At 40.4% G+C, this 25,918-nt stretch carries 21 protein-coding genes and 1 other RNA gene; 8 read left to right on the top strand and 14 right to left on the bottom strand.

Translation table 11 applies throughout. The features are described from left to right. Positions 1 to 56: 56 nt before the first annotated feature. The 3 genes from ACH30E_RS07295 to ACH30E_RS07285 all read left to right on the top strand — a co-directional run bounded on the left by ACH30E_RS07295 (position 57) and on the right by ACH30E_RS07285 (position 3,773). Positions 57 to 2,240: a T9SS type B sorting domain-containing protein gene (locus ACH30E_RS07295; protein WP_490824289.1), complete on the top strand. Its 2,184-nt coding sequence runs from the start codon at positions 57 to 59 to the stop codon at positions 2,238 to 2,240. Positions 2,241 to 2,321: 81 nt separating this feature from the next. Next, complete coding sequence (ung, locus tag ACH30E_RS07290) at positions 2,322 to 3,005, top strand: uracil-DNA glycosylase (protein ID WP_294991723.1); 684 nt, start codon at positions 2,322 to 2,324, stop codon at positions 3,003 to 3,005. Between the two features lie 3 nt (positions 3,006 to 3,008). Beyond that, entirely contained in the window at positions 3,009 to 3,773 is a 765-nt protein-coding gene (locus ACH30E_RS07285; protein ID WP_490824288.1) for a lysophospholipid acyltransferase family protein, read from the top strand. Between the two features lie 106 nt (positions 3,774 to 3,879). Here ACH30E_RS07285 and ACH30E_RS07280 read toward each other — a convergent pair whose 3' ends face one another. Continuing rightward, positions 3,880 to 6,543 carry a putative LPS assembly protein LptD gene (locus ACH30E_RS07280; protein WP_490824287.1) on the bottom strand — a complete coding sequence of 888 codons (2,664 nt, stop codon included), beginning with the start codon at positions 6,541 to 6,543 and terminating at the stop codon, positions 3,880 to 3,882. 103 nt (positions 6,544 to 6,646) lie between these two features. On the opposite strand from ACH30E_RS07280, the gene ACH30E_RS07275 reads away from it, so the two are divergent. The 4 genes from ACH30E_RS07275 (at position 6,647) to nhaA (ending at position 11,686) form a co-directional block, all read left to right on the top strand. Beyond that, positions 6,647 to 7,585 (top strand): N-acetylmuramoyl-L-alanine amidase family protein, encoded by a 939-nt coding sequence (locus ACH30E_RS07275; RefSeq protein WP_294991717.1) that lies wholly within the window; start codon positions 6,647 to 6,649, stop codon positions 7,583 to 7,585. 224 nt (positions 7,586 to 7,809) lie between these two features. Continuing rightward, positions 7,810 to 8,811, top strand: a complete 1,002-nt coding sequence (locus ACH30E_RS07270) for an MlaD family protein (protein ID WP_490824286.1) — start codon at positions 7,810 to 7,812, stop codon at positions 8,809 to 8,811. Positions 8,812 to 8,813: 2 nt separating this feature from the next. Next, complete coding sequence (locus tag ACH30E_RS07265; protein WP_490824285.1) at positions 8,814 to 10,457, top strand: OstA-like protein; 1,644 nt, start codon at positions 8,814 to 8,816, stop codon at positions 10,455 to 10,457. A gap of 32 nt (positions 10,458 to 10,489) precedes the next feature. Then, positions 10,490 to 11,686, top strand: a complete 1,197-nt coding sequence (nhaA, locus tag ACH30E_RS07260) for a Na+/H+ antiporter NhaA (RefSeq protein WP_490824284.1) — start codon at positions 10,490 to 10,492, stop codon at positions 11,684 to 11,686. Between the two features lie 87 nt (positions 11,687 to 11,773). On the opposite strand, the gene prfB is transcribed toward nhaA, so the two are convergent. The 5 genes from prfB to ACH30E_RS07235 all read right to left on the bottom strand — a co-directional run bounded on the left by prfB (position 11,774) and on the right by ACH30E_RS07235 (position 17,360). After that, a protein-coding gene (prfB, locus tag ACH30E_RS07255) for a peptide chain release factor 2 (protein ID WP_294991707.1) occupies positions 11,774 to 12,860 on the bottom strand; the annotation gives its coding sequence in 2 pieces (ribosomal slippage) (positions 11,774 to 12,799 and positions 12,801 to 12,860; 1,086 coding nt in all). Between the two features lie 79 nt (positions 12,861 to 12,939). Then, positions 12,940 to 13,322, bottom strand: an RNA gene (gene rnpB / locus ACH30E_RS07250) — RNase P RNA component class A. Positions 13,323 to 13,463: 141 nt separating this feature from the next. Then, the gene (locus ACH30E_RS07245) at positions 13,464 to 14,492 is read right to left on the bottom strand and encodes a Smr/MutS family protein (protein WP_490824283.1); all 1,029 of its coding nucleotides are present in this window, start codon (positions 14,490 to 14,492) and stop codon (positions 13,464 to 13,466) included. Positions 14,493 to 14,615: 123 nt separating this feature from the next. Continuing rightward, entirely contained in the window at positions 14,616 to 16,325 is a 1,710-nt protein-coding gene (locus ACH30E_RS07240; RefSeq protein ID WP_490824282.1) for an amino acid permease, read from the bottom strand. Between the two features lie 69 nt (positions 16,326 to 16,394). Then, entirely contained in the window at positions 16,395 to 17,360 is a 966-nt protein-coding gene (locus tag ACH30E_RS07235; RefSeq protein ID WP_490824281.1) for a polyprenyl synthetase family protein, read from the bottom strand. A 103-nt stretch (positions 17,361 to 17,463) separates the two neighbouring features. Between ACH30E_RS07235 and ACH30E_RS07230 the strand changes: the two genes are divergently transcribed. Then, entirely contained in the window at positions 17,464 to 17,940 is a 477-nt protein-coding gene (locus ACH30E_RS07230; RefSeq protein WP_294991691.1) for a hypothetical protein, read from the top strand. A 95-nt stretch (positions 17,941 to 18,035) separates the two neighbouring features. Here the strand turns inward: ACH30E_RS07230 and ftsY are convergent, their stop codons facing one another. From ftsY to tsaD, 8 genes are all read right to left on the bottom strand, one after another. Beyond that, positions 18,036 to 19,001, bottom strand: coding sequence for a signal recognition particle-docking protein FtsY (gene ftsY, locus ACH30E_RS07225; RefSeq protein ID WP_294991689.1), 966 nt, complete (start codon positions 18,999 to 19,001; stop codon positions 18,036 to 18,038). Between the two features lie 84 nt (positions 19,002 to 19,085). After that, positions 19,086 to 19,259 (bottom strand): DUF4295 family protein, encoded by a 174-nt coding sequence (locus ACH30E_RS07220; protein WP_294991686.1) that lies wholly within the window; start codon positions 19,257 to 19,259, stop codon positions 19,086 to 19,088. A gap of 2 nt (positions 19,260 to 19,261) precedes the next feature. Further along, positions 19,262 to 19,444, bottom strand: a complete 183-nt coding sequence (rpmG, locus tag ACH30E_RS07215) for a 50S ribosomal protein L33 (RefSeq protein WP_133472563.1) — start codon at positions 19,442 to 19,444, stop codon at positions 19,262 to 19,264. A 29-nt stretch (positions 19,445 to 19,473) separates the two neighbouring features. After that, positions 19,474 to 19,710 (bottom strand): 50S ribosomal protein L28, encoded by a 237-nt coding sequence (gene rpmB / locus ACH30E_RS07210; protein WP_178889158.1) that lies wholly within the window; start codon positions 19,708 to 19,710, stop codon positions 19,474 to 19,476. Positions 19,711 to 20,033: 323 nt separating this feature from the next. Continuing rightward, positions 20,034 to 22,592, bottom strand: a complete 2,559-nt coding sequence (locus ACH30E_RS07205; protein ID WP_490824280.1) for a M14 family metallopeptidase — start codon at positions 22,590 to 22,592, stop codon at positions 20,034 to 20,036. A gap of 87 nt (positions 22,593 to 22,679) precedes the next feature. Next, positions 22,680 to 23,057, bottom strand: a complete 378-nt coding sequence (locus ACH30E_RS07200; protein WP_294991678.1) for a retropepsin-like aspartic protease — start codon at positions 23,055 to 23,057, stop codon at positions 22,680 to 22,682. Between the two features lie 104 nt (positions 23,058 to 23,161). Beyond that, the gene (locus tag ACH30E_RS07195; RefSeq protein ID WP_294991675.1) at positions 23,162 to 24,787 is read right to left on the bottom strand and encodes an ABC-F family ATP-binding cassette domain-containing protein; all 1,626 of its coding nucleotides are present in this window, start codon (positions 24,785 to 24,787) and stop codon (positions 23,162 to 23,164) included. A gap of 83 nt (positions 24,788 to 24,870) precedes the next feature. Next, positions 24,871 to 25,854: a tRNA (adenosine(37)-N6)-threonylcarbamoyltransferase complex transferase subunit TsaD gene (gene tsaD / locus ACH30E_RS07190; RefSeq protein ID WP_490824522.1), complete on the bottom strand. Its 984-nt coding sequence runs from the start codon at positions 25,852 to 25,854 to the stop codon at positions 24,871 to 24,873. Positions 25,855 to 25,918 lie beyond the last annotated feature (64 nt).

The raw sequence follows: 25,918 nt of genomic DNA, 5'->3' as shown, positions 1-25,918 counted from the left end.
TGCAACCCGGAAACGGACTTTATTGTCTTTTTCAGATACCCGTGTAATTGATCATTATGAAAGGAAACTACAGATTTTCGATTTATAGCCACACCTTAAAATGGGGCGTTCTGTTGTTCCTATTTGCCTGCATTAACTTTACTTCGGCTTTTTCCCAATGCCCTCCCAATATTGGCTTCGAAAGAGGCAATTTCGATAATTGGGAAACCCTGAAAGGACAAATATCCCGCGATGGCGCTATTTTCCTTTCCCCCATTTCCCCAGACCCTTCCACACACAGGATCATGGATGCAAATATTAATGGGAAAGAAACGGACCAATATGGCGGATTTCCGGTGGTTTGTCCAAACGGCAGCGGTTACTCCGTTAAACTTGGTATGGAACAAGGAGGCTCTGATGCCCATGGCTTGAATTATACGTTTACCGTGCCAGCAACCAGTGGTGATTATAGTATTATCTACAATTATGCAGTGGTACTGGAAAACCCGAAACATGAATCATTTGAGCAACCCCAATTGGCTGTAAAGATTTTTAATGTCACTGACAACAAATATGAAGACTGTGGCTCTTTCCAGTTTATCGCTTCCGCAGATCTGCCAGGGTTTAAACGTTCCACCGACCCAAGACCTGATGTGTTTTATAAAGACTGGGCCCCGATTACCCTGAAACTCCAAAACTATGCCGGTAAAACACTTAGACTCGAGTTTACGGTAAATGACTGTGCTTTAGGCGGACATTTTGGCTATGCTTATATCGATATAAACGAAAACTGTACAACCCCTGTTACCGGTAACGTATTATGTAACGGATTACCACAGCTAACCTTAACTGCGCCCTATGGATTTATGGCCTATAAATGGTTTACAGAAGATTTTTCACAAACACTGGGCATCAACAATACCCTTAAACTAAACCCTGCGCCCGCCCCTGGTACCCGGCTAGCCTTAGAAATTGTTCCTTACCCTAACCAGGGCTGCCTGGACACGTTGTATACAACAGTAACAAAATCGGATGATCCGTTCGACTTTATTTTAAAGCCTTCGGTTGAAGCTTGTGAAACACCTGGCATCGACATATCATCCCCAACGCTTATTCAGGGCAGCACACCCGGAATGGTGTATAGTTATTTTGCCGATTTTAATGAATCGGAATTTGTATCAAACCCCAAAAAAATTATTAAAACAGGTACCTATTACATCAAAGCAGTTAACACCGCAGGATGTACAGATACCAAGCCTTTCAATGCAATAGTCTGGAAAAATCCTGTTGTAAAAGTAAAAGCAGAACTCCCGGAATGTATCCCAAATACAGTTGATCTAACTACGAGCGATATTATACAAGGCAGTGAAAGCGGACTTACATACAGTTATTGGAACGATGAACTTGCTACAAAAATTTTAAGTTCTCCAAAAGCTATCAATAAATCCGGCACCTACTATATCAAAGGAACTACCGACAAAGGATGTACTGTTATTAAACCGGTTGATGTTTCCATTACAGCACCGCCAGTCTTAATTTCCAACGATTTTGCCGCCTGTGGCGAATTGCTGCTTTCTACAGTTAATCCGGTGGCAGGAAGTGATCCTACTGCCACACCTAGCTATTGGTCCGACGCCGCATTTACTTCAAGATTACCGGATGATCATGTATTTACTAAAACCACCAATTATTATATCCGTTTAAGATCTGCAGCTGGGTGCGCCGTAAGCAAATCAGCGAAAGTAACCATTAACCCTATTCCTGAATTTACAGTTACAAACCCCGCAACTGTTCGAATACCACAAACCATCAACCTGATTAATTCAGTGCCTTTTAGCACAGACTGGACCTACTCCTATTGGCAAGACAGTGCAACTACCAAACCTCAGTTAAACCCTGAGCGAATTTTAAAATCGGGGACTTATTATGCAAAGAGTACAAATGTTTTTGGATGTACAGCCACCAACCCTATTGTAGTAAATATTGAAGATGCCCTCATTGCTCCATCCAATATATTTTCTCCGAATGGAGATGGCATCAATGATACCTGGAAGATTCCACTCATTGAATATTATCCTGAATCAAGGATCGAAATTTTTACCCGAAACGGACAACTAATTTATAAATCCAAAGGGTATCTACCTGTTTGGGATGGACGCTCGAATAATGGCAGCATAGTTCCGGTAGGTGTTTATTACTACCTCATCAAACAAAATGATAAACAAAAACCGGTTACAGGAACTGTGACGGTTGTGTATTAGCTAATGGCCATTAGCTGTTAGCCATCATCATGCTTCATTCAATAATTGTTTCTGTATTTTCGCAATCAATCTTCAAAGCTAATGGATGTAAAGATCGAAGCTTCATGGAAAGAAGTGCTTAAGCATGAATTTACAAAGCCTTATTTCCTGCAAGTTGCAGCGCACCTGAAAACTGAGAGAGCAACTGGCGCCACAATTTACCCTCCGGGTCAACTTATATTTAATGCATTTACATTTACGCCATTTCAAGAAGTAAAAGTGGTAATACTCGGGCAAGACCCATACCATGGTCCGGGGCAGGCACATGGTTTAAGTTTTTCTGTTCCAGACGGTTTTAAACCTCCTCCTTCCCTGGTAAATATTTATAAGGAATTGCAGGAAGATATCGGAATGCCGATACCCACAACAGGTAATTTAACCCCTTGGGCCAAACAGGGTGTGCTATTATTGAATGCAGTATTAACTGTCAGAGCAAATGAACCTGCCAGTCATGCTAAAATCGGTTGGATGGATTTCACAGATGCCGTAATCAGGAAGATATCAGATGAAAAAGAAGGAGTTGTTTTTTTATTATGGGGGCGCTTTGCACAGGAAAAACAAGTATTGATTGATGCAACAAAACACCATGTATTAAAAGCCGCGCACCCTTCTCCCTTTAGCGCCGATAAAGGATTTTTTGGATGTAAACATTTCAGCAGAACAAATGCACTATTGATGAAACAAGGCATGAGTCCAATAGACTGGAGCATTACCAACAACGCTTAATACATGAACAAATCAATACCTATCAAAACACCTGTTTGGAAACTGATACTCGGCAGAGTATTTGCACTATGGGCCCTGATACTTTTTATCGGCACCATGCTACCTGCCATCGTTTTTTATCTCCCCTGCTTTCTACTCAACGACCCGGCTAAAGCCAGGTGGCACAGACATGTATCAAGGGTATGGATGTGGATTTACCTAAACCTGATTGGCTGCCCATTGCGTGTTAAAGGCAAAGAACATTTTGAAGACAATTGTAACTATATCGTTATCTGCAACCATAACAGCCTGATGGATGTACCCGTAAGTACGCCATTCATGCCAAGGGCCAATAAAACCATTGCCAAAAAAAGCTTTGCTAAAGTGCCTTTGTTTGGATGGATCTACACTTTCGGCAGTGTGCTGGTTGATCGAAAAAGCGACGAAAGCCGCAGACGCAGTTATGATGAAATGAAAAGAATGCTTTCCATCGGCCTCGATATGGTTATCTATCCGGAAGGAACACGTAACAGAACCTCAGATCCGTTGAAAAGTTTTTATGATGGTGCTTTCAAACTGGCAACAGATACAGAAAAGCCAATCTTACCCACCATACTATTTCATACAAAAAAAGTATTACCAGCCAATATCTTCTTCTACCTGATGCCTCACCCACTCGAAATGCATTTCCTTCCACCCGTTCCTTCAAAAGGAAAAAAAGCTTCGGAACTTAAGGAGGAGTTGTTTGGTATAATGTGGAAATACTATGAAGCGGAAGAAAGGTGCTAGGTGCTAGGTATTAGGTGTTAGGATAAAACTCTTTTGAGATAGTAAACTGTTAGTTAAAATGACACTTATACCTTATACCTAGTACCTAACACCTAACACCTAATACCTAAAATCTAGAATTCGAAAACACCCTGCTCCTATTGATTCTAAGATCGCGGAGGATACCTGATTTAGGATTGATGGTGATATTGAAAGATCTGTATAATCCGATAGGGGTTACATTGATCGATAATTGCCAGCAATGCATTTCCCTGGTTATAAACATACTCAGTTGTTGTAATCCGCCATTATTTACATCATAATAACCCGTACCACCCAATTTCCATTTTTCCGTCAAACTAAAATCTCCATTGAAATTCAGGTTGGAAAAAATCTGTGTTTCGTAACCGGAAAAGTCTTGTTTGAGGACACGGTTAAAATTCAAAGAATAAGCAAGCGTAAGACTCCAGGGTATATTAAAATCAGTAAACTCTGCTGGGTTGGCCTGTGCAAATTGTAATTGTCTTTGTTGTTCATCAGGTGTCATGAACGGATCGATTGGAATATCTTTTTCATTTTTATCAGACCCGTCTTTCGATTTACTGGTAAAAGAAGTTGAAACAGCAAGATTGCCACTGGTAATACGGCCAAACTTTAGTTTTTTAAGATCAATTGCCAGTTGTTTTAAACGATAACCTTGTGCATCTACTGCATAAGGGTCAATATTCATACCGGCTGTTATATTGATCTTGTCAAACAAAGTACTACGGGCATAGAAATTAAAATTCCCCAATGCAAAACTATCCGCCAATAAATTATAGGAAGAGTTAAATCCGAATCCATCAATCAGCTTGATTTTTTTGGTAGCTTTTCCGGAACTATCCGATTTGTCCTTAAGTTTCATCTCAAGCAGGTTGTCGATACCAAAACCAATTCCGCCAAAAGCACCTTCTGAGAAGCCGGGAATTATACCACCTTCAAATTGAGAGAACCGCATGGTTCTTCCGGTTGAATCAATCTGAGTAGTATAAAAATATTTCGCAGCCATATCTGGCTTATAGTTGAATGAGATACTTGGGCGAACTTCGTGTCGGATAATTTTTGTGTCCTTCGATTTCAGGGTATATGTACCAAAAATCCGGGTATTCAAACTCACGCCAAAAGCCATTTGTCTGGCTGTATAAAAACCACGCTGAATTTTTGTATCAACCTGCTTAGCTGTATCGTTCCAGGAACGGAAAATACGCTGACCATACCATCTTTCTTCATAAGACACACTTGGGGCTATTGTAACCGGACCCAAAGCAGGTAATGAAAGGGTTATGGGGATATTGTGCTGGGCACCCCACTGCAGTTCATCAAGCGCACGACGCATATTAAATGCCGTATCATAAAAGGATAATTGATTCTGCACATTGCCACTATAACCTATCCCTATTTTTTCATACCATTTTCCTGAACCAACCTGGTCTTTTTTCTGGAATGGATAAAAAGTTACTACGTTAAAATTCAATGTTGGCAGATTCAGGTTTACCAATCTTGTATTGTTGTTCTGGTTATGGTTGGCATTAACAGATAAGTTGTATTTACCTCTCCAGTCTTTGGTATAATTGATAGATGAACTTAACTGGTTTTGAAAATTCTGGTAAGGATTATTCAACAACAACTGGTTAAACCTTGTACTACCAAAATTTACATTCGCTGAAAAATTGGTTCCTGGCCTGGCTCTGCCATCCCGGCTATGCGACCAGTTAATCATGAAAGATTTTGTTTTACTGAACTCGTCTTTGGTTACACCTCCCCTGTTTAGTATCCTGGAACTTTGTATCGTAACATTGAGGTTACTCGTAAACTTATATCGTTTCAGGTATCTTGAATTAAAATTGATATTATACCCTCCATAGGAATATAAATTGGCCCGGGTTGTAAGATCCAGGTTATCATTGAATATGTGGTAATATCCGATTCCTTCTAATCCTAATCCAAAATCTTCGCTGGCCGTAAATGCCGGTGCTATAAAACCAGATTGCGGGCCACGATATAATGGAAATATTCCGAAAGGAATACCAATGGGTATGGGCACGCCTTCAAACTCGGGAAATGCGGCACTGGAAATGCCCATTTTGTTGTTGATGATTTTCATCTTTCTGGTTCGAAAGGCGAAATGGGGCGTATCGAGATTACAGGTAGTAAAACGAGCTTTACTGGCAAATACTTCATCGGCACTCACTTTTTTTAGTGCTTCTGCATTTACAAAAATTTCACCCTCCTGAAAAAAAGTGTTTTTTGTGAGTCCTTTTCCAGTTCTCATATCGTAGAAAATAGAATCACTCACAGATTGTAATTCACCCTGAATAAATTGGGGCTTACTTAAAGGATTCCCAGTTGAATCGAGTGAACCATATGCCTTAACCATTTGCGATTGCTGGTCGTACCGAATGGTGGCCGCTTCCATTTGAAGGTCCTTATAATTGGTTTTGGCCTTGCCATAGAGTATGAACTCTTTTGTATCTATAATTAAAACACCAGAATCCGTTGCATTGTAGGTTATAGGAGCATCTATTGAGTCTTTGGAGATACGCATGGTATCTGTTCGGTTAACCAACGAATCACCTGTTTTAGCGGTTTTTAAACTATCCTTTTGTTTCACGCTGGTATCACTTGCAGATTTGGGCGGAACAGTATCCTGTAAGATATTTTCAAAGGAAGATTTAAATAAAGCCGGAGCTGCGCCAGCCTCCTTATGAAATGTTAATATGAGCAAATATGCACACACAACAATAGGAAGCATGGTTTTTACGTTAATTTTACAGCGTTTGCGCATATTCACCTGGCAAAAATAGTGTTTGAAGCGTGTAAACGGAACTCTGGTTATAATCCTTTAACGAATTGATATGATGCGTGTTAAATATGCTGCTTTTGTTTTGTTAAGTTTAGGGGTCGGTATATTCAGTTCTTTTATGCCTGAAAAAGGCAAACCCCAACAAAAACAGGTACTTAAGAGGATCATTGTAGATGCTGGTCATGGAGGAGAAGATGTTGGAGCAAGGGGCAGATATTCTACTGAAAGCCAAATTTCGCTTGAAGTTGCCCTTAAACTTGAGAAAATGCTTCAGGATGCCCTCCCTGATGTAGAAATCGTCATGACCCGAAAAACAGATGTCTTTCATTCCGTTATCCAGAAAGCAGAAATAGCCAATCAGGCCAAGGGCGACTTATTCGTCTGTATCCACGTAAATTCCGCTGCAGCAAGAAAAAACCGCGAGTTTATTGGCTATAAAACCATTACCGTAAAAAGAAAGGGTAAACTGGTTAAGCAAAGAGTGAAGGATTATCGCACCTGGACTACCCCCAGCCCAGCAATGGGTACTGAAACATTTATTTACGGAATCGATAAAACCGACGAGCGTAAAGCGGTTGCCAGTGAAGGATTGGATGAATACCTGGATAGTGTTTCCGTACAAATACTCAAAGCCCGCAAGGCGGCAGATGCCAATGACCCTACCAAAACCATGTTGGCAAATATCCTCACCCAGCAATATTTTCAACGCAGTGCCAAACTGGCCATGACTATCGAAGAGGAATTTCAGAAAGTAGGTCGCATTAGCCGTAAGGCCCAGCAACGTAAAAAGGGAATATGGGTATTACAAGCTGTAAATATGCCAGCCGTATTGGTTGAAACAGGCTTTATTTCCAATCCGGAAGAAGAAGACTACCTGAACAGCGAAAAAGGACAGGTAGAAATTTGTCAGGTTATTACCAAAGCAGTCCGTATTTATAAGAATTCTCTTGAAAACCAGGCTGGCATAAGTGCTGGTAATTCCAGAAAGTAAAGTGCCTATTCTAATCATTATTGTCCGTGGGAAATAGGCTGCCTGCTTCTAGCCTCTAGCTGCTAGCCTTGATAGGTGCTTATTTTACAGAGACTAGGACCTAAACTTCCCAAACAACCATGGACCATGGACTATGGACTATGGACTATGGACTAAGCCCCCCAAAAAACAATGTTTAACAGCTAGTTCAGACAGGCTAATCCAAGAAACCTTAGTTTTGCCGTATGAAGATATCGAATGAAACAAAAGTAGGGGCTCTAACTGCTATTGCCATTACTTTACTGATCCTTGGCTTTAATTTCCTGAAAGGTAAAACCCTGTTCAAAACAGGTAATTTCATCTATGCAAAATATACTGATACCAAGGGGATAATGGTATCGAATGGTGTTTTCATTAATGGCTTTCAGGTTGGGTCTGTATATGATATTGAAAATGCGGACGCCAATTTATCTGCCATCGTAGTAGCCATAAAACTAAAAGACAAGTACAATATTCCCAGCAACTCTGTGGCTTCAATCAAAGAAAACCCATTGGGAAATGCCAGCATCACTATCAGTCTTGGAGACGCCGCCAGTTATGTGAAATCAGGAGATACCATCCTCACCTCTTCTTCTGCCGGATTATTGGGTGATGTAATGAATAAACTTGGCCCCGTTGGTGATCAGATAAAAGCAACAGTGGGTTCATTAGACAGTGTATTAAAGAATATCAATACCATATTTGATCCTGCAACAAAAAACAACCTGCAAGACGTTATAGCCAATATCAATAAAACTACTGCCAGCCTTGTAGTATCTTCTGCTTCTATACAGGCCATGCTGAACCAGCAAACCGGAACAATTGCTGCTTCCATGAATAATGTAAGCAGCTTTACCAAAAATCTTTCCGACAATAATGATAAGATAACCCGTATGCTTGGCAATGTGGAGAAAACCACAGAAAACCTTTCTAAAGCAGATATTGATGGCACAGTAGCGCAGTTAAAAAATTCAATCGAAACATTGAACAGTATTCTTGCCAAAGCATCTTCAACCGAAGGTTCATTAGGCAAATTACTGAACGATAAAACGCTTTATGATAACCTGAGTAATACCGTTCGAAGTGCCAATATTTTGATGGATGACCTTCGGGTACATCCTAAACGCTATGTAAACATCTCCGTATTTGGCAAGAAGGACAGAACCGGCCCATTAATGGCTCCATTAGACTCTACGAAGAATAAATAATTATGCGGATCCGCAATTTTGTTTCCTGCTGTTTGTTTTTGTGTTGCAGCTATTTAAGCAATGCACAAACAACCAAAGATCCTGCAACAGACACATCTGCTGTTGTAACAGGAAAATTATTGGAAATGTTGCGGGCAGATCGACAAAATATAAAGAAAATCGATTCTGTTAATCAATTCATTTCTTACGCTGGTAAAGTAATCATGCGTCAGGAAAAAACACTGTTTTATGCAGACAGTGCTGTGCTTAACCCGATCACCAATGTATTTGAAGCATTCGGCAATGTTCATATCAACGACGCAGACAGCGTACACACTTATGCCCAATACCTGAAATACCTGGCTAAAGAGAAAAAAGCTTACCTGAAGAAAAAAGTGAGGCTTACCGATGGCAAAAGCACCCTTACAACAGATGAACTGGAATACGATGTAACCGTAAAAATCGGCACTTACCTGAAAGGAGGTAAAGTAGTAAATGAAAAAACGAACTTAACCAGTATTGAAGGATATTATTACGGAGACACCAAGGATATTTTTTTCAAACAAAAAGTTATCCTGATCAATCCCGACTATCGCATCAATACAGATACCCTTCAATACAATACAGAAACTGAAATTGCCACATTTACCAGTCCATCAACGATTCGTAACGATAAAAAACTGGTGATTAAAACCAGGGATGGCTATTATGATCTTAAAAACAAAAGAGCCGAATTATACAAACGTTCCGTAATTGATGATAGTAGTTATACTATGACTGCTGATGAAATGGCGCTCGATAGTACCAGTGGACTTGGTGAATTCAGGGGAAATGCAGTATATCGCGGAAAAGATTCACTTAAGGGTTTTGACCTGATTGCCAATAATATAAAAACCAATAATAAGAAGAATTCATTGCTGGCAACCCAACAACCTTTACTCCTTTTGAAACAGGAAAGAGACACCATTTATATCACTGCAGATACATTTTATTCCGCGAAATTGTCAGACCTATTAAAATATAAACCTGTTCCAAGAGTCAGGGATAGTATAGATTTTGTATTCTCTCCCGACAGTACCAAGGAAGACAGTACAGATAAATATTTTGAAGCCTATTATAACGTAAAAATTTTTTCCGACTCACTGCAAAGTGTCGGTGATAGTTTATTTTATGCACTGAAGGATTCCGTTTTTCGTTTATTCAAGCAACCTGTTGTTTGGGCACAGGAAAATCAGGTGAGCGGTGATACTATTTACATGTATGTAAAGAACAATAAACCTGAAAGATTGTATGTTTTCGAAAATGCACTTGCATTGAGTAAGGTCGACAGTTCTCTTTATTTTAACCAGGTAAGAGGTAATACCATTAATGCCTATTTCGACACGACCGGACAAATTAATTTTTTAAGGGCCAAAGGGAACAGTGAAAATGTTTACTATGGTGTTGATGAACAGAAAAATTTTATCGGCGTAAATAAAAACAGTTCTGATGTTATTGAGATACGTTTTGACAATGGCAAACCAAAACGCGTAGTATTAATTAATGCCGTTGATGGCACTATGTATCCCATGCGCCAAGTTGACCACGATCAACTAAAATTGCGTAACTTTAGGTGGTTGGAAAGTCGCAGACCTAAGAGTATGTTCGACATTCTTTCTTCGCAATAAACTATCCCCTTTTTAATTATTAAATTGTAAGTATGATCTTATCAAAGCTTGTACAAACACGATTATTTCATCCACTCAAACAGTTTATCCGGGATAGCCGGGCAATTGGAGTAACGCTGCTGGCATGTACAGGCATTTCTTTACTATTGGCAAACTGGGGTGATTTTGGTGTTGCATACAGAGACATGTGGAATATTTTTTTCGATGGAACAACGGATCACCATACTTATATCGGTTTTTTATCCTTGCCCAATTCCCCTTTACTCGTAATCAATGATGCCTTGATGGCCGTATTTTTCTTTCTGGCGGGCATGGAAATAAAAAGAGAGTTGGTTTGTGGGGAACTCGCTTCTATAAAAAAATCTGCGCTGCCCGTAATAGCAGCTATCGGAGGTATGCTTGCACCTGCCCTATTATTTAGTCTTTTTAATAAGGGAACTATTTTTATGACAGGTTGGGCTGTTCCCACCGCAACAGACATTGCATTTACTTTAGGAATCGCTTCATTATTAGGTAGTCGTGTACCTGTAGCATTAAAAATATTTCTTACCGCACTGGCTATTATAGATGACCTTGGCGCCATAGTTGTGATTGCCTTATTCTATGGAAACGAAATTGAATTCGGATATTTACTGGCTGCGATTATCACGGTTGTTTTATTATGGTTACTCAATAAAAGAAAAATAAATTTTGGTTACCTGCATTGGATACTTGGACTGGCACTTTGGTATTTTATGTTTAACTCGGGAATTCACGCAACAGTTGCAGGTGTGATTTTTGCCTTTATGGTTCCTGTTTCCAAATTAGCAGATATGGAGATAAAATTTCATACCCCGGTATATTTTATCATCATGCCCATCTTTGCATTGGCTAATACTGCAATTGGCATACCGGAGAATAGTCTTGAAGCATTAAATAGCAGTTTGAGCTGGGGTATAATTTTCGGGCTTTGTATTGGAAAACCATTGGGAATTACCAGTGCCTGTTATTTACTGGTTTCAAGAAAACTCGCGGAACTACCATCTGGCACTAACTGGAATAAAATGATTGGGGCAGGTTTACTTGCTGGTATTGGGTTTACCATGAGCATCTTTATCTCCACCCTTGCTTTCAACAAAGTAGAAGACCAGGATATTGCAAAAATATCCGTCCTGCTCGCTTCACTGATTGCAATGGTTAGCGGGTTTGTTTGGTTGAAAATGGGACGAAAGGAAGAGAGGAAGAAATGAACAGATGAACAGAGGAATATCCAATATCCAACGTCGAAGTAAAAAGTTGGAAATTGAACATTGGATATTCCTCTGTTCCTCTGTTTATCACGCTTCTTTCTCCATCATCAGGTAGGCTTTGATAAAACCATCTATTTCACCATCCATTACTGGGCCAACGTTGCCTACTTCGAAATCGGTGCGGTGATCTTTGATCATTTTATAGGGATGGAATACATAGCTCCGAATCTGACTACCCCATTCTATTTTCTTCTTGCCTGCATTAGTAGCATTCATCGCTTCCTGACGTTTACGAAGTTCTTCTTCATATAAACGACTCTTCAGCATTTTCAATGCCAGTTCCCGGTTCTCACCTTGTGTACGTGCCTGTTGACATTCAACGATAAATCCACTTGGAATGTGTTTTAATCGTACCGCAGTTTCCACTTTGTTTACGTTCTGTCCACCACTACCCCCACTTCTATAAAAAGCCCATTCTAAATCGCCGGGGTTGACATTTATTTCGATACTATCATCAATCAACGGATACACAAATACCGAGGCAAATGAAGTATGTCTGCGCGCATTACTATCGAAAGGTGAAATTCTTACTAATCGGTGTACCCCACTTTCAGCCTTTAAGAATCCATATGCAAAGTCGCCATCAAATTGCAATGTGGCACTTTTTATTCCTGCACCATCTCCTTCCTGGAAATCAAGTTCAGTAACTTTCCATCCTTGCTTATCTCCATACATGCGATACATGCGTAAAAGCATTTCTGCCCAATCCTGGCTCTCGGTTCCTCCTGCTCCAGAGTTGATCTGAACGATCGCGGGTAATTCATCCTCGGGTTTATTGAGGGTACTTTTGAACTCTGCGTCTTCCAGGCTGTTAAGGGCATTATCATAAGCCTGCTTTGTCTCTTGCTCTGTAGCATCTCCGGATTTCCAAAATTCGAAGAGTACCGCAAAATCTTCTACAGCAGCTTCCACCTGCTTATACAAACGGAGCCAGTATTCATTAACCTTAATTTCCTTCATGATGCCTGTAGCGCGGGCATTATCATCCCAAAATCCAGGCGATAGAGAGAGCTGACGATCGGTTTCTACTTTATGGTTTCTGTTCTCAACGTCAAAGAAACCTCCTCAGGACAACCACTCGGTCCCTTAAAATTTTTATTTGTTCTTGTGTCATAAAAGAATTTTGGGATCTTAGATGGCAGATCTCAGATTTAAAAAGAAATCTGAGATCTGCCATCTGAGATCATCAATCAAAAATCATATACCTCATAAGCCGGATTCTGTTCCTACACCATCATTTATCTAGCCCCACCATTACTGATGAGATCATGCTGCCTACCCTGGAACCTTTCCGCCTAAGGCGGAATCGGACGAGCCGCCCTCAAAGACTCCTATACATGGCATTACAGCACCCAAGGTTTACCCGCTCTTATTGTTACCAATAAAAACCGTGAGCTCTTACCTCACATTTTCACCCTTACCCCCACAGTACTGTGGGGACGGTTATTTTCTGTGGCACTATCTCGTCCCCACAGTATTGTGGGGAGCCGGCTATTCACCGGTGGGTCGCTCTTTGCTGTCCGGACTTTCCTCCCCTCCCACATTAAGCAGGTGGAGCGATGGTTCGGGTATATGAAATACAAAGATAACGTAATTTATTGTAGGGGTTAGGCGTTAGGTATTAGGTGTTAGGTGTTATTTTTGTAAAGACTATTTAAAATCCCAATACCCAGTACCTAACACCTAACACCTAATACCTAATACCCAACTCCTACCCTCAATACTGAAAGAAAATTTCCGTGGCACCATACCCAAAACGGGGATCGTATTGGTTGATGAAGTTTTTTACTTCCCGTTTGGTCTTGAGGATATCGTGTATCTCTTCCCTTAATCTACCTGTGCCGACTCCATGAATTATGATAAGACTTGGTTGCCTGTGCGCAACTGCCAGATCGAACCATTTCTCAAATTCGGATAACTGTATACCTACAATTTCCAGGTTACTGAGGCTTTCGTAACTATTGGTGAGTTTTTCAATATGTAAGTCTACCACAGAACGCGCGGGAGGCAGGTTCTGGCGAACTTTAGACGCATCATATATCTTAAAACCTTTACCGGATAATTTTGAAAGATCTACATAATCCTCTTCTTGCTTATCGGGATATTCATCGAATAGCTGATAGGAAATAGTCGGAGTATTATTTTCCTTCATGGCTTCGATGCGTTGAAACAATTGTTTGGGTTTTAATTTCAATTGCGCCTCAAAATGCGGAGCTTTCTTTTTATCTGGCTGTAGCAGAGAGAAATCTATGGAAAAGGATGGACTATCGTTTACTGCTTCAAAAGCAATATCATGCAGATAGAAATCATGAAAGCTCTCTATCTGATTGGTTAATTCAAAATCTAATTCCTGGGCAAAAAACTGCTTGTAAACAAATTTGTAAGGTTGTGGGGTTTTATTTACAAGATGTACTTTGAGTAAATCAACAACTTCATCATTAAAATCATCCAGTGAAAATTTTGGAATGAGGGATATCCAAACACCATCTGCCACTTGTATTTTATTGGGCTGTGGTTTTTCCTTGGGTACCTGATCGATATATTGTTTAGGTGCCGACTTTTTTTCTTCTGTTTGTTTCTTTTTTGTAAATCGATAGAAATAAGGAAAATCTATCTGATCCATATAGGCCGGAAATTTCACTCCCCTTACCTCAATCAGCACCATCTTATCATTTATCAGCTCAATTACTTTGCCCTCTTCATTGCTATGTAAAACAATGATCTCGTCTCCTACCTGGTATTTCATACCACAAAAATACGAAGAACTGGGAAAACAGATGAACAGAGGAACAGAGGAATGTCCAACTTCCAACTTTTTACTTCGACGTTGGACATTCCTCTGTTTCTCTGTTCTCTTTTCCTCTGTTTATCACATCCGGTTTTCGTGGTTTAACACGCTGTTTCTTCGGCCGTAGAAGAAATAGATAAGCAATCCCAGTGTCATCCAGATAAAAAACCAGGCCCAGCTTAATGCGGGTATTTCAATCATCAGGTAAGCACAGGATAGTACACCCATAATTGGAATAAATCCATAATTACGCAGGAAAGTAAGTATGCTCAAAATGATGGTAATCAATAGAAATACCAGGAATAAAATTTCCTGATATCCTTCATGGGTAATATTGGCAACTGCGAGCTGTATTCTTTCCCAAGAAAAATAGATAAAGCTGACGGTGAGAATTGGCACGATCCACTTTCCGTTGATATATGGTAAACTGAATTTACCGGGTCCTTTTTCTATTCGTGGCAATAACAATACTCCACCAGATACAAGAACAAATGCAAATAAGGTACCGATACTGGTAAGATCAGTCATAATACCCGCTTCAATAAATAATGCTCCTGTTGCCACAATAATGCCTGTAACAATTGATGCAAAGACAGGTGTATTATATTTTGGGTGAATTTTCTGGAATCGTTTAGGTAATAATCCATCCCTGCTCATGCTCATCCAGATACGCGGTTGTCCTAACTGGAATACCAACATTACGGATGTAGTTGCTACTACTGCACTGATTGAAACTATTTTTTCGATCCATGGGGCTTTATTTTCAAAAACAAATGCAAGTGGATCGTTTACATCTTTAAAGTTTGCATAGTTTTCCATGCCGGTAAGTACCAGTGCAATAAGGATATATAAAATGGTACAAATTACCAGAGAGTAAATCATCCCCCTTGGTAAATCGCGTTGTGGGTCTTTACATTCTTCTGCGGTAGTTGAAATGGCATCAAAACCAATATAGGCATAAAACACAGCCGACACTCCTTTTAGTACCCCGGCAAAACCATTTGGCATAAATGGTCGCCAGTTATTGGTATCTACAAAAAAAGCACCTGCAATAATCACAAAAATTATAACTGCCACTTTAAAGATTACCATTGCATTGGCCGAACTTTTACTTTCCTTGATACCAATAATGGTAATCCAGGTTATAAGTGCTACTACCATAAATGCGGGCAGGTTAAAGAAAATATGCCATCCTCCAATCACCGGTGCTTCGTTATAGGCTTTGATAGCAAACTGATAGCTTTCCAGTTGGGCGGGATCGGCAATATTACCTGCTGCGATAGCTTTAGTAGCACTGGTAAAAGCATTGGTTGCCGTTAATGGATCGACCAATAACCAGTCTGGAAGATGAATATTAAAAATATGCACCAGCAGGTTATTGAAATAACCACTCCATGAAATAGCCACTACGATATTACCGATAGCGTATTCTAAAATCAGCGCCCATCCGATGATCCAGGCAATTAGTTCTCCAAAAGTTACATAGGAATAGGTATAGGCACTACCGGCAACGGGCACCCTGCTGGCAAACTCAGCATAACAAAGTGCCGAGAAACCGCAGGTAATAGCGGTTATTACAAATAAAATAGAAATCCCCGGGCCTCCATCATAGGCAGCACCACCAATAGTTGAAAAAACACCTGCGCCTACTACTGCGGCTATTCCAAGAAAAGTAAGGTCACGAACACCCAATACTTTTTTTAGTCCGGCTCCATGTCCGTCTGAGTGTCCTGCAGCAGCATCTGCTGCAATTTTATCAATCGATTTTCTTCTGAAAAGAGAACCTGGCATGCTGGTTAGTTTTGGTGATAGATATTATTGACTAATTATAGCCTGAGTTACAAGATAGTTTAATCCGGCTTAATATTCCCGCTGTATTAGGAAATTAGCCAGTTCCTCCAGCGGCTCTTTCCTTACTGATCTTACTGCAATGGCTTCCAGGTGCGACAACGCTGTTTGAAGATATTTGTCTTTGAGCTCCCTTGCCCATGCATCAACATTACATTCCCGGAAGATGTTCAACACTTTTATTACTTTATCCGGTGGGTTTTGTTGCATCAGGTTTTCGAGTTCTTTTTTTTGTGCCGGTGATGCTACTTCAAGTGCATGTAATAAAAGGAATGTTTTTTTATTCTGGCGAATATCTCCACCCACATCTTTCCCAAATTTTTCCGGATCACCAAAAGCATCCAGGTAATCATCCTGCACCTGAAAAGCGATACCCAGGTTTTTACCGAAGTCGTAGATATGCCTGCAGTTACCTTCGCTGGCTCCTCCAAGAATGGCTCCCATTTCTAAGCTTGCTGCAAGTAAAACGGAGGTCTTGAGACTGATCATCCGGATATATGCATCAAGTGATACCGTTTCCATTTTTTCAAAGTCCATATCAATCTGTTGTCCCTCACAAACTTCTCTTGCTGTTGTATTGAATAAATGGAGTATGCGATGTAAGTATTGCGGATTTATTTTATTCAGGTAATCATATGCCCTGATAAGCATTACATCACCAGCCAGCAATGCAGTGCTTTCTCCATATTTCAGATGTACTGTTTCCATTCCTCTTCGCAAGGGAGCTGCATCCATAATATCGTCGTGGATCAGGGTGAAATTGTGAAACAGTTCTATAGCTGTTGCAAGTTGCCAGGTATCAGCATGAATATCATCAAAGAGTTCATTTCCCATCAAACACATCACCGGGCGAATGCGTTTGCCACCCCATGATAAAAAATATTCATTGGGATCATATAAACTGGCAGGCTGTTCAGGAAAATGTCTGACAGCGAAATAATTTCCGAATTCTGTTACTAAATCTTTAAAACTGTGCATAATACAAACCTAAATATAAAACCAAATGCAACCTTAACTATTCCTTGAACTTTCCTGGGATTATTTTTGGCACGATTTTATCTTATAAGAGAAAAACACTGTTATGAAAAGAGTATTATTGTTCACATTGATCGTTTTTGCTGCCAATGCAGCTATGTCGCAAAGTATGGGATCTACCTACAAAACAGCGTTAGGTGTTAAAGTTTATCCTGGTGCGATAAGTGTAAAACATTTTATTAAAAGCGATGCCGCACTGGAAGGATTGGGATATATCTCCAATGATGGCTTTCGTTTAACCGGCCTTTATGAATATCACGGCAATTTCAATGGTGTAGATGGATTGAAATGGTATGTTGGTGGTGGTGCCCACCTTGGGCTCTGGAGCGATAACTGGAAAAACCGTTATCCAACCAGAAACGATGGTCTTGCAGTAGGTGTAGATGGCGTATTAGGTGTTGATTATAAAATCAAAGGCGCCCCACTCAACCTTAGCTTCGACTGGCAACCCTCATTCAACTTCATCGGCTACAACTATTTCGAAGGCGGATGGGGAGGAATTGGGATAAGGTATACCTTTTAGAATAAGAAACAGAGGAATAAGGAATAAGAAATGAGAAAGTGTAATTTCCTTTCTCATTTCTTATTCCTCATTTCTTATTCCTTATTTCGTATTTCTTATTTCTCTGTTATTCTAAACAGGCTATCCACAAATTCTCGTTTATCAAAAATAATCAGGTCGTCTATTTTTTCTCCGACGCCGATATATTTGACGGGGATTTTAAATTGGTTGGCTATGGCTAATACTACTCCACCTTTGGCTGTGCCATCGAGTTTTGTGATAGATAAAGCGGTAACTTCTGTTGTAGCGGTGAATTGACGAGCTTGTTCCAATGCGTTTTGTCCGGTTGAGCCATCTAGCACCAGCATTACTTCATGAGGTGCATCGGGAATTACTTTCTGAATAACCCTTTTAATTTTTCCCAGTTCATCCATCAGGTGCAGTTTATTGTGTAAACGACCTGCTGTGTCTATAATAACTACATCTGCATTTCTGGCTACCGCACTTTTTACGGTATCAAAAGCCACTGCACTTGGGTCTGACCCCATCGCCTGTTTTACGATAGGTACGCCTACTCGTTCGCTCCAAATGGTTAACTGGTCTACGGCTGCGGCCCTGAATGTATCTGCAGCTCCCAACACTACATCCTTACCTGCTTTTTTATAATTGTGGGCAAGCTTACCGATGGTAGTGGTTTTACCTACACCGTTCACTCCAACAACAAGAATTACATACGGTTTTTTGCCTTCTGGTATGTCAAAATCTTTATAAGAAAAGTCAGGTGCATCAATCAGCATATCCTGTATCTCAGACTGGAGTATTTGATTGAGCTCTGTGGTGTTTACGTATTTATCCTGCTTAACCCTTTGTTCAATGCGTTCGATGATTTGAATGGTAGTATCAATACCAACATCTGCACCTACCAATGCTTCTTCCAGTTGATCGAGCACTTCTTCATCTACGGTACTTTTTCCGGCGATGGCTTTAGTGATCTTGGAAAAGAACCCTTCTTTGGTTTTTTGTAAACCCTGGTCAAGACTTTCCTTTTCTTTCTTCCCGAATAACTTATCAAACAATCCCATGAAATGCGGTTTTAGGGCAATGCAATTAAATACAAAAAGCCTTCCCGTTAAGAGAAAGCTTTTAATATGTTGTGATGAGAAAGATTATTTCTCAGACATGTAATCCTTTACCTTATCCTTGTGCACAATAGCCTCTTTAAAGGTATATGCACCAGTTTTAGGGCTACGTACAGCCTTGATCACTTTAGTCCAGTTCTTAGCTTCAGCGGCTGCTTTCTGGTCTTTTACTTTCGCGTTTTTGGAAGCTGCTTTTGCCATGATTATTTAATTTCTTTATGAACGGTTACTTTTTTCAGAATTGGGTTGAACTTTTTCAGTTCCATACGCTCAGGCGTATTCTTTTTGTTTTTGGTAGTGATATATCTGCTTGTACCGGGCAGACCAGTGGTCTTGTGCTCAGTACACTCCAGAATTACCTGTACCCTGTTACCTTTCTTTGCCATTGTATTAGCTAGTTTTTTCTTGTTTGTAATTAGATCTTAGCTCCCTGCGCTCTCATTTCTTTGATCACAGTTGCTAAACCGTTTTTGTTGATGGTTCTTAAAGCATCAGTAGACACTTTCAGGGTAACCCAACGGTCTTCTTCAGCAAAAAAGAAACGCTTCTTTTGTAAATTTGGTAAAAAACGGCGCTTGGTCTTAATGTTTGAGTGAGAAACACTATTTCCAACAATCGGCTTTTTTCCAGTAACCTGACATACTCTTGCCATGACTCAATTTTTTTCGGGACGGCAAAGGTAGGGAAAGATGGCAAAATATCAATAAGAAAGACGGTTTTTTTATGAAATTTGTTCACATTTCCAGGATAATTCCTGTTTGGGAATTTTGTTTGGCTAAAATTATCCACAATTGATGGCCTGGAAGTCCGAAAGTCCAGCAGTCTGAGAGAAGTTTGCTAACGACATATATCAAAAATAACCATTTTGTTTCTTTTTACCTATCTGTGTTTTTCTGTGTTCTCAGTGGCAATTAAATGCCACTGAAGTCACAGAAAAACACAGAATAACTGATTTTGATAGAAGACACCTCCGAATTATAGCCTGATTATATCCCCAAAAAACACCGCATTCATAAACATTTTGGATGTCCCAAGCCAGAATGCCCTGAAATTCAGATTATCTACCATCGAAATAATTTTACCCCTTCCTACCCCATCAATATTAATTGCGGCTGTTTTCTTTACCACTTCCTTGTAACCACGGTATAAATAACCACTTTGTAGAGGATTTTCGGTATACATTACTGGTGAGTCATATGGACTATTATTCTGGTCCATAAACAGGGTATTCGATTTAAAAATCGTTACAGACGGGTCGCGGTAGCCGTAGGCTATTGGGTGCGTAAGGTCAAGGCGGGCTTCAAATAGGGAACCAGCCATGTCTTTTGCACGCATTTCATCTGAACGCAGGTAATAGGGTAATTGCAATGTACTGTCTCTTTTTTCGCCTGAGTTTTTAAAGATTACCCTGGTAAAACCATTTGTTGAAAGCCACCTGGTGGCATCTTCAGTGGCAACCAATGTTCCTCCGGCACTTACCCATTCTCTTAATTTATCCTGTGCCGATTTATTCAGGTTATTATAAGAACCCGATGGCATAATGATTACATTGTACTTATCTGCATTTATTGAATTAAAGCGATCTACATCAACAATACTCACCGGCATCTGGTACCGGATATCAATCAAATGCCAAATTTCGCCAACATCAGTTGCACTGGTACCCGTACCTCCGAACATCATCACTTTTGGCTGTTTTACATTATTAAAACTGGCGCTTCCGAGGTCAATTCCACCACCTGCCAATCCGGTAGGTAATGCATAAACTTCCACACCGGTTCCGGCGGCTTCATTACCGATCAGCTTTGCAATATCTTCTCCTTTTACTGGTTGCGTGGCTGCTGGTATCAGTATGGTTCCATATTCGAAACTTTCTTCTTTGCCATCAACCATCATTTTAAAACGCTGTGTGGCCACTTTTGCTTTTAGTCCTTTAGACTGCAATCGATACAACACTTTTGGGGCATTATAATCATCCCAACGGAACGCATAGGCTGTTGCATTAGATGATAAAGACATCAATGGCATACTAAGCGGAACGGCGTTGATTACTTTGGCGCCTAATAACTGATCGTACCCTGCTTTTAATTCAGCAGTAGGCATACCAAATGCCAGCGACATGGTCCAGGCTGTTACATCGTAGAAAAGACTGTCTTTATAATCGAAGGTCTTTTCAAAAACTGTTTTAATAATCTTGAACTGTTGCTGACTTGCAGGTATTACAAATGCTTTACCCGCTTTGAATTGTTTACCGTCGGCGTTATAGTCCTGTTTCAGGTTAAATATATCTACCTGATGACGCAGTAACATCTGCACAAAAACCTGTGTGCGTGTTTGGTCGTATTGATCTCCGATCACAAATGCTTTTACAGGATAAGCGGCTGCTTCTTTCTCAACTTCTTTAAAGAAATCGCGTTGAAATTTCAGCATATCCACACGTAAGGCCTTCGCCGCCGCAAGGGTCGATAAAGCCGCTGTAAATTGATTACGGATGGTGAATGGGAATGTCAATAACCCATTTTCGGTTTCCTGTGCATGCCCTCTGCTGCTGGCCTGCTCAAATAATATACCTACTCCGCCATTGATATCCGGATAGGTTGAACCTTTTCCGTAATAGAAATCATCATATCCTTCCTTGGTAAAATATAGGGAACCAATACTGTCGAAATATTTTGCATGATAATTTCCGATGGCCGCAGTCAACTCCTGGTTTTTGGCAGGCGTATTTGGATTCACCCTTGAAGGAACCCCAGGCTGAAAAAAGAAAGATGAATTGCTGCCCATTTCATGGTGATCAGTCAGGATATTCGGTTTCCAATTATGAAACATCTGCAACCTGTTCTGGCTCTCCCTGTGTTGTGCCGGTAACCAATCACGATTCAAATCGAACCAATAATGGTTGAAACGACCACCAGGCCATACTTCATTAAACTCCCTGGCTTGTGGGTCAGCTACTAATGTCTGACTCTTATGCATATTCGCCCATGTGGCAAAACGATTGAGTCCATCAGGGTTAAAAGAAGGATCAAGTATTATCACTGCTTTATCCAACAAAGCATCCACTTCCGGTCCTTCTGCTGCAGCCAGATAGTAGGTAGTAAGTAATGAGGCATTGGCTCCACTGCTTTCATTTCCATGGATACTATGCCCTATCCAAACAACAACAGGCATATCACTGATGTTCAATCCACCCGATTTATCGGCCTGTGTTAATTGCACATGCTGTTGCCTTATTTTTTCGAGGTTCTGGTGATTTTTGGGGGAAGTAATCACGAGTGCAAGTTGTGGTCTACCCTCATAGGTTGTTCCCATCTGTTGAATGGTTACCCGATCTGATGCTGCATCAACAGCCTTCATATAATTAACAAGACGGTCATGTGTTACATGCCATTCTCCTACTTCATGCCCTATAACCGATGCCGGTGTTGGGATTGAGGCATTATAACGTACATTTTTGGGGAGATAGTAATTAAGCTCCTGTGCATGTAAGGAAACAGATAAAACCAGTAAACTGGCGAGTAACAAATTTCTCATGATGGTTTTTTAGCGTGCCTAAGATAGTGAAAACAAAAAAGCCATCCGCTGATGCAGGATGGCCGGGTGAATTGTTTTTTACATTGCTTAAATGAGTTGCATTTTCATGACCTTGGGATCTACATGAACTGTATCATGCTCAAAATCTAATTTAATGCGCCATTTCTGCATAGTAGCTGCACCGATAACCGCTTCTTCAGTTAATCCGGGCACAAGTAGAAACTCATCACTTACCATTACATCATTGATCCAAAAATCCACAATAACACGATGCGTAACTTCAATCCGATGCCCCTCGCTTGCTGTTAAAACAAACCTTGGGTTTGGTAACAATTCTGCATTGGCAATCTGATCAATATAGTCCGGATGAATACAAGACAAATTAGCCCTGCTATCAAATAAAGCGTATAATCTTTTTTCACCTCTTGATCCAACAAACAACAAGGGAAGCTTTATTACAGACATAAAAAAAATGATTGTTTAAAGCTAATGTACAACACATCAGCATTCAAACAACCATTCTGTAAATATTTGCGGGAAATACGCTACCAGACTACATCTCAGGCGTATTATGCATATAATTCTTCTCTTAATTCTTTCACTCTTTTATCTTCCATATACTCATCGAATGTCATCAAACGATCGATGATACCCTTAGGTGTTAATTCAATAATTCTGTTTGCTACCGTTTGCATGAACGTATGGTCATGCGAAGTAAGTAATACAATACCCGGGAAACTGATACAACCTTCGTTAAAGCTCTGAATACTTTCCAGATCGAGGTGGTTAGTTGGTTGGTCGAGTACAACGAGGTTAGGGTTTTGTAACATCATTCGACTTACCATACACCTTACTTTTTCACCCCCACTTAATACGTTGGTTTTTTTCATGATATCGTCGCCACTAAACAACATTTTACCCAGGAAACCACGGATAAATGGTTCATCAGCATCCGTAACATGCGCAGGAACAAACTGACGCAACCAATCCATCAGATTTAATCCTTCCGTAAAAAACTCACTATTCTCAACCGGCAGGTATGCTTTTGTAATAGTAGTACCCCACTCAAATTTACCTGCATCAGCCTGAGCATTTTCATTGATGATTTCAAAGAAACTGGTTACAGCCAGCGGATCCTTACTCAGGAACGCAATTTTTTCTCCTTTGTTGATACTAAAGCTTACTTTATCAAACAGTACACGACCATCAACTGATTTTTTCAGGTTTTCAATATTCAATATCTGGTTACCTACTTCACGCAAAGGCTGGAAGATAATACCCGGATATTTTCTGTTTGATGGTTCGATTTCTTCAATGGTTAATTTCTCCAAAGCTTTCTTCCTTGAAGTAGCCTGCTTACTTTTAGAGGCATTCGCGGAGAATCGGGCGATAAAGTCGAGCAATGCCTGGCGTTTCTCTTCCGTTTTCTTATTCTTATCATTTATCTGACGGCTCATGAGCTGAGACGACTCGTACCAGAATGTATAGTTACCAGTAAATACTTTAATCTTGGAGCGGTCTACGTCTGCCACATGCGTACAAACAGTATCTAGAAAGTGACGGTCGTGACTCACTACCAGTACAATATTTTCATAATCTGCCAGGAAGTTCTCCAACCAACCAATGGTTTCTATATCAAGACCGTTGGTAGGTTCATCCAATAAAAGAATATCCGGATTTCCGAAAAGCGCTTGAGCAAGCAGCACACGCACTTTCATGTTGGAAGGAATATCTTTCATCAAGCTTCCGTGCATATCATCTTTAATACCGAGACTGCTCAAAAGGGTTGCAGCATCGCTTTCAGCGGTATATCCACCCATTTCACCAAATTCAGCTTCCAGCTCACCTGCACGGATACCATCTTCTTCAGAAAAATCGTCTTTTGCATAAATGGCTTCGCGCTCATGCATGATGGTCCACATTTTCTGGTGACCCATCAATACAGTATTCAATACGGTACATTCATCGAATTCAAACTGGTTCTGTTTCAGGAACGACATCCTTTCACCAGGCGTAATCTCTACTGTTCCTTTATTGGGTTCAATCTCACCGCTTAATATTTTAAGGAAGGTTGATTTGCCCGCTCCATTGGCACCAATTACACCATAACAGTTACCCTTTACGAAATTGATATTTACTTCATCAAACAATACCCTTTTACCATAAGCCAGGGTGATATTTCTTGCACTGATCATTGATTAACGTTGTTTTCAGGCCGCAAAATTACGGCTTAAGCGGCGGATTTTAGATTGTTTTTGCAAAGCAGTTCAAAACGGCATTACCAGGTGGCTCTGGCTGTCGGACTTGCATCCAGCCCCATAAACTGCTGATCGAGGTATTTATAATAGGCTGTAATTGCGATCATAGCAGCATTATCGGTACAATATTCAAATGCAGGTATATATGTTTTCCAGCCAAGTTTCGATCCTGTTTCCTGTAATGTATCTCTCAAACCACTATTTGCGCTTACTCCTCCGGCAATACAAATATTTTTTATTCCCGTTTGCTGAACAGCTTTCTTTAATTTTTTGATCAGGATATTAACGATAGTAAATTGTACCGAAGCACAAAGATCATGTAGGTTTTGTTCGATAAAGCCGGGTTCCTGTTTTTGAAGGAAATACAATACAGAAGTTTTCAGTCCACTGAAACTAAAATTAAGTTCAGGCACCTGGGGTTCGGCGAAACTAAAGGCCTTGGGATTGCCGTCTTTTGCATAGCGATCTACCAGTGGTCCACCAGGATAGGGTAAGCCTAATAATTTTGCCGTTTTGTCAAATGCTTCTCCTGCTGCATCATCAATTGTTTCGCCAATTACTTCAAGATTAAGTGGTGAATGCGCAAGCACAATTTGTGTATGACCCCCACTTACTGTAAGACATAAAAAAGGAAATGGTGGTGGATTTTCACCAATCAGGTTTGCCAATACATGCGCCTGCATATGATGCACACCTATCAGGGGTTTATTAAGCGATAAAGCGAGGGATTTTGCGAATTGTGCACCAACCAATAAACTACCGATCAAACCAGGGGCTTGTGTAAAGGCAATTGCATCAATGGTATTAAGCTCGGTTCTTTCAATATTCGCTGCAGCAAGTGCCCGATCAACAACCGGCACAATATTTTGCATATGGGCGCGACTGGCTAGTTCAGGTACGACCCCGCCATATTGCTCATGTATGGTTTGATTTGCTATGAAGTTGGATAATATTTTGCCATCCACACATATTGATGCAGAAGTTTCATCGCAGGATGATTCAATGGCTAATATGGTAACAGGTTTGCTGATAAAAGACCGGGCTTGCTTAAAGCCTGCAAAATTAACA

The organism is Sediminibacterium sp. FW305-C-61, assembly GCF_058231065.1.
Note: the sequence above shows the minus strand (reverse complement) of the source record. Positions and strands in the feature narration are given on the sequence as shown.

What these genes read in the sequence shown, in the direction of transcription:
- ACH30E_RS07295 (WP_490824289.1), top strand. Translation starts at nt 57, where the DNA reads ATGAAAGGAAACTACAGATTTTCGATTTATAGCCACACCTTAAAATGG.
- ung (WP_294991723.1), top strand. Translation starts at nt 2,322, where the DNA reads ATGGATGTAAAGATCGAAGCTTCATGGAAAGAAGTGCTTAAGCATGAA.
- ACH30E_RS07285 (WP_490824288.1), top strand. Translation starts at nt 3,009, where the DNA reads ATGAACAAATCAATACCTATCAAAACACCTGTTTGGAAACTGATACTC.
- ACH30E_RS07280 (WP_490824287.1), bottom strand. Translation starts at nt 6,543, where the DNA reads ATGCTTCCTATTGTTGTGTGTGCATATTTGCTCATATTAACATTTCAT.
- ACH30E_RS07275 (WP_294991717.1), top strand. Translation starts at nt 6,647, where the DNA reads ATGATGCGTGTTAAATATGCTGCTTTTGTTTTGTTAAGTTTAGGGGTC.
- ACH30E_RS07270 (WP_490824286.1), top strand. Translation starts at nt 7,810, where the DNA reads ATGAAGATATCGAATGAAACAAAAGTAGGGGCTCTAACTGCTATTGCC.
- ACH30E_RS07265 (WP_490824285.1), top strand. Translation starts at nt 8,814, where the DNA reads ATGCGGATCCGCAATTTTGTTTCCTGCTGTTTGTTTTTGTGTTGCAGC.
- nhaA (WP_490824284.1), top strand. Translation starts at nt 10,490, where the DNA reads ATGATCTTATCAAAGCTTGTACAAACACGATTATTTCATCCACTCAAA.
- ACH30E_RS07245 (WP_490824283.1), bottom strand. Translation starts at nt 14,492, where the DNA reads ATGAAATACCAGGTAGGAGACGAGATCATTGTTTTACATAGCAATGAA.
- ACH30E_RS07240 (WP_490824282.1), bottom strand. Translation starts at nt 16,325, where the DNA reads ATGCCAGGTTCTCTTTTCAGAAGAAAATCGATTGATAAAATTGCAGCA.
- ACH30E_RS07235 (WP_490824281.1), bottom strand. Translation starts at nt 17,360, where the DNA reads ATGCACAGTTTTAAAGATTTAGTAACAGAATTCGGAAATTATTTCGCT.
- ACH30E_RS07230 (WP_294991691.1), top strand. Translation starts at nt 17,464, where the DNA reads ATGAAAAGAGTATTATTGTTCACATTGATCGTTTTTGCTGCCAATGCA.
- ftsY (WP_294991689.1), bottom strand. Translation starts at nt 19,001, where the DNA reads ATGGGATTGTTTGATAAGTTATTCGGGAAGAAAGAAAAGGAAAGTCTT.
- ACH30E_RS07220 (WP_294991686.1), bottom strand. Translation starts at nt 19,259, where the DNA reads ATGGCAAAAGCAGCTTCCAAAAACGCGAAAGTAAAAGACCAGAAAGCA.
- rpmG (WP_133472563.1), bottom strand. Translation starts at nt 19,444, where the DNA reads ATGGCAAAGAAAGGTAACAGGGTACAGGTAATTCTGGAGTGTACTGAG.
- rpmB (WP_178889158.1), bottom strand. Translation starts at nt 19,710, where the DNA reads ATGGCAAGAGTATGTCAGGTTACTGGAAAAAAGCCGATTGTTGGAAAT.
- ACH30E_RS07205 (WP_490824280.1), bottom strand. Translation starts at nt 22,592, where the DNA reads ATGAGAAATTTGTTACTCGCCAGTTTACTGGTTTTATCTGTTTCCTTA.
- ACH30E_RS07200 (WP_294991678.1), bottom strand. Translation starts at nt 23,057, where the DNA reads ATGTCTGTAATAAAGCTTCCCTTGTTGTTTGTTGGATCAAGAGGTGAA.
- ACH30E_RS07195 (WP_294991675.1), bottom strand. Translation starts at nt 24,787, where the DNA reads ATGATCAGTGCAAGAAATATCACCCTGGCTTATGGTAAAAGGGTATTG.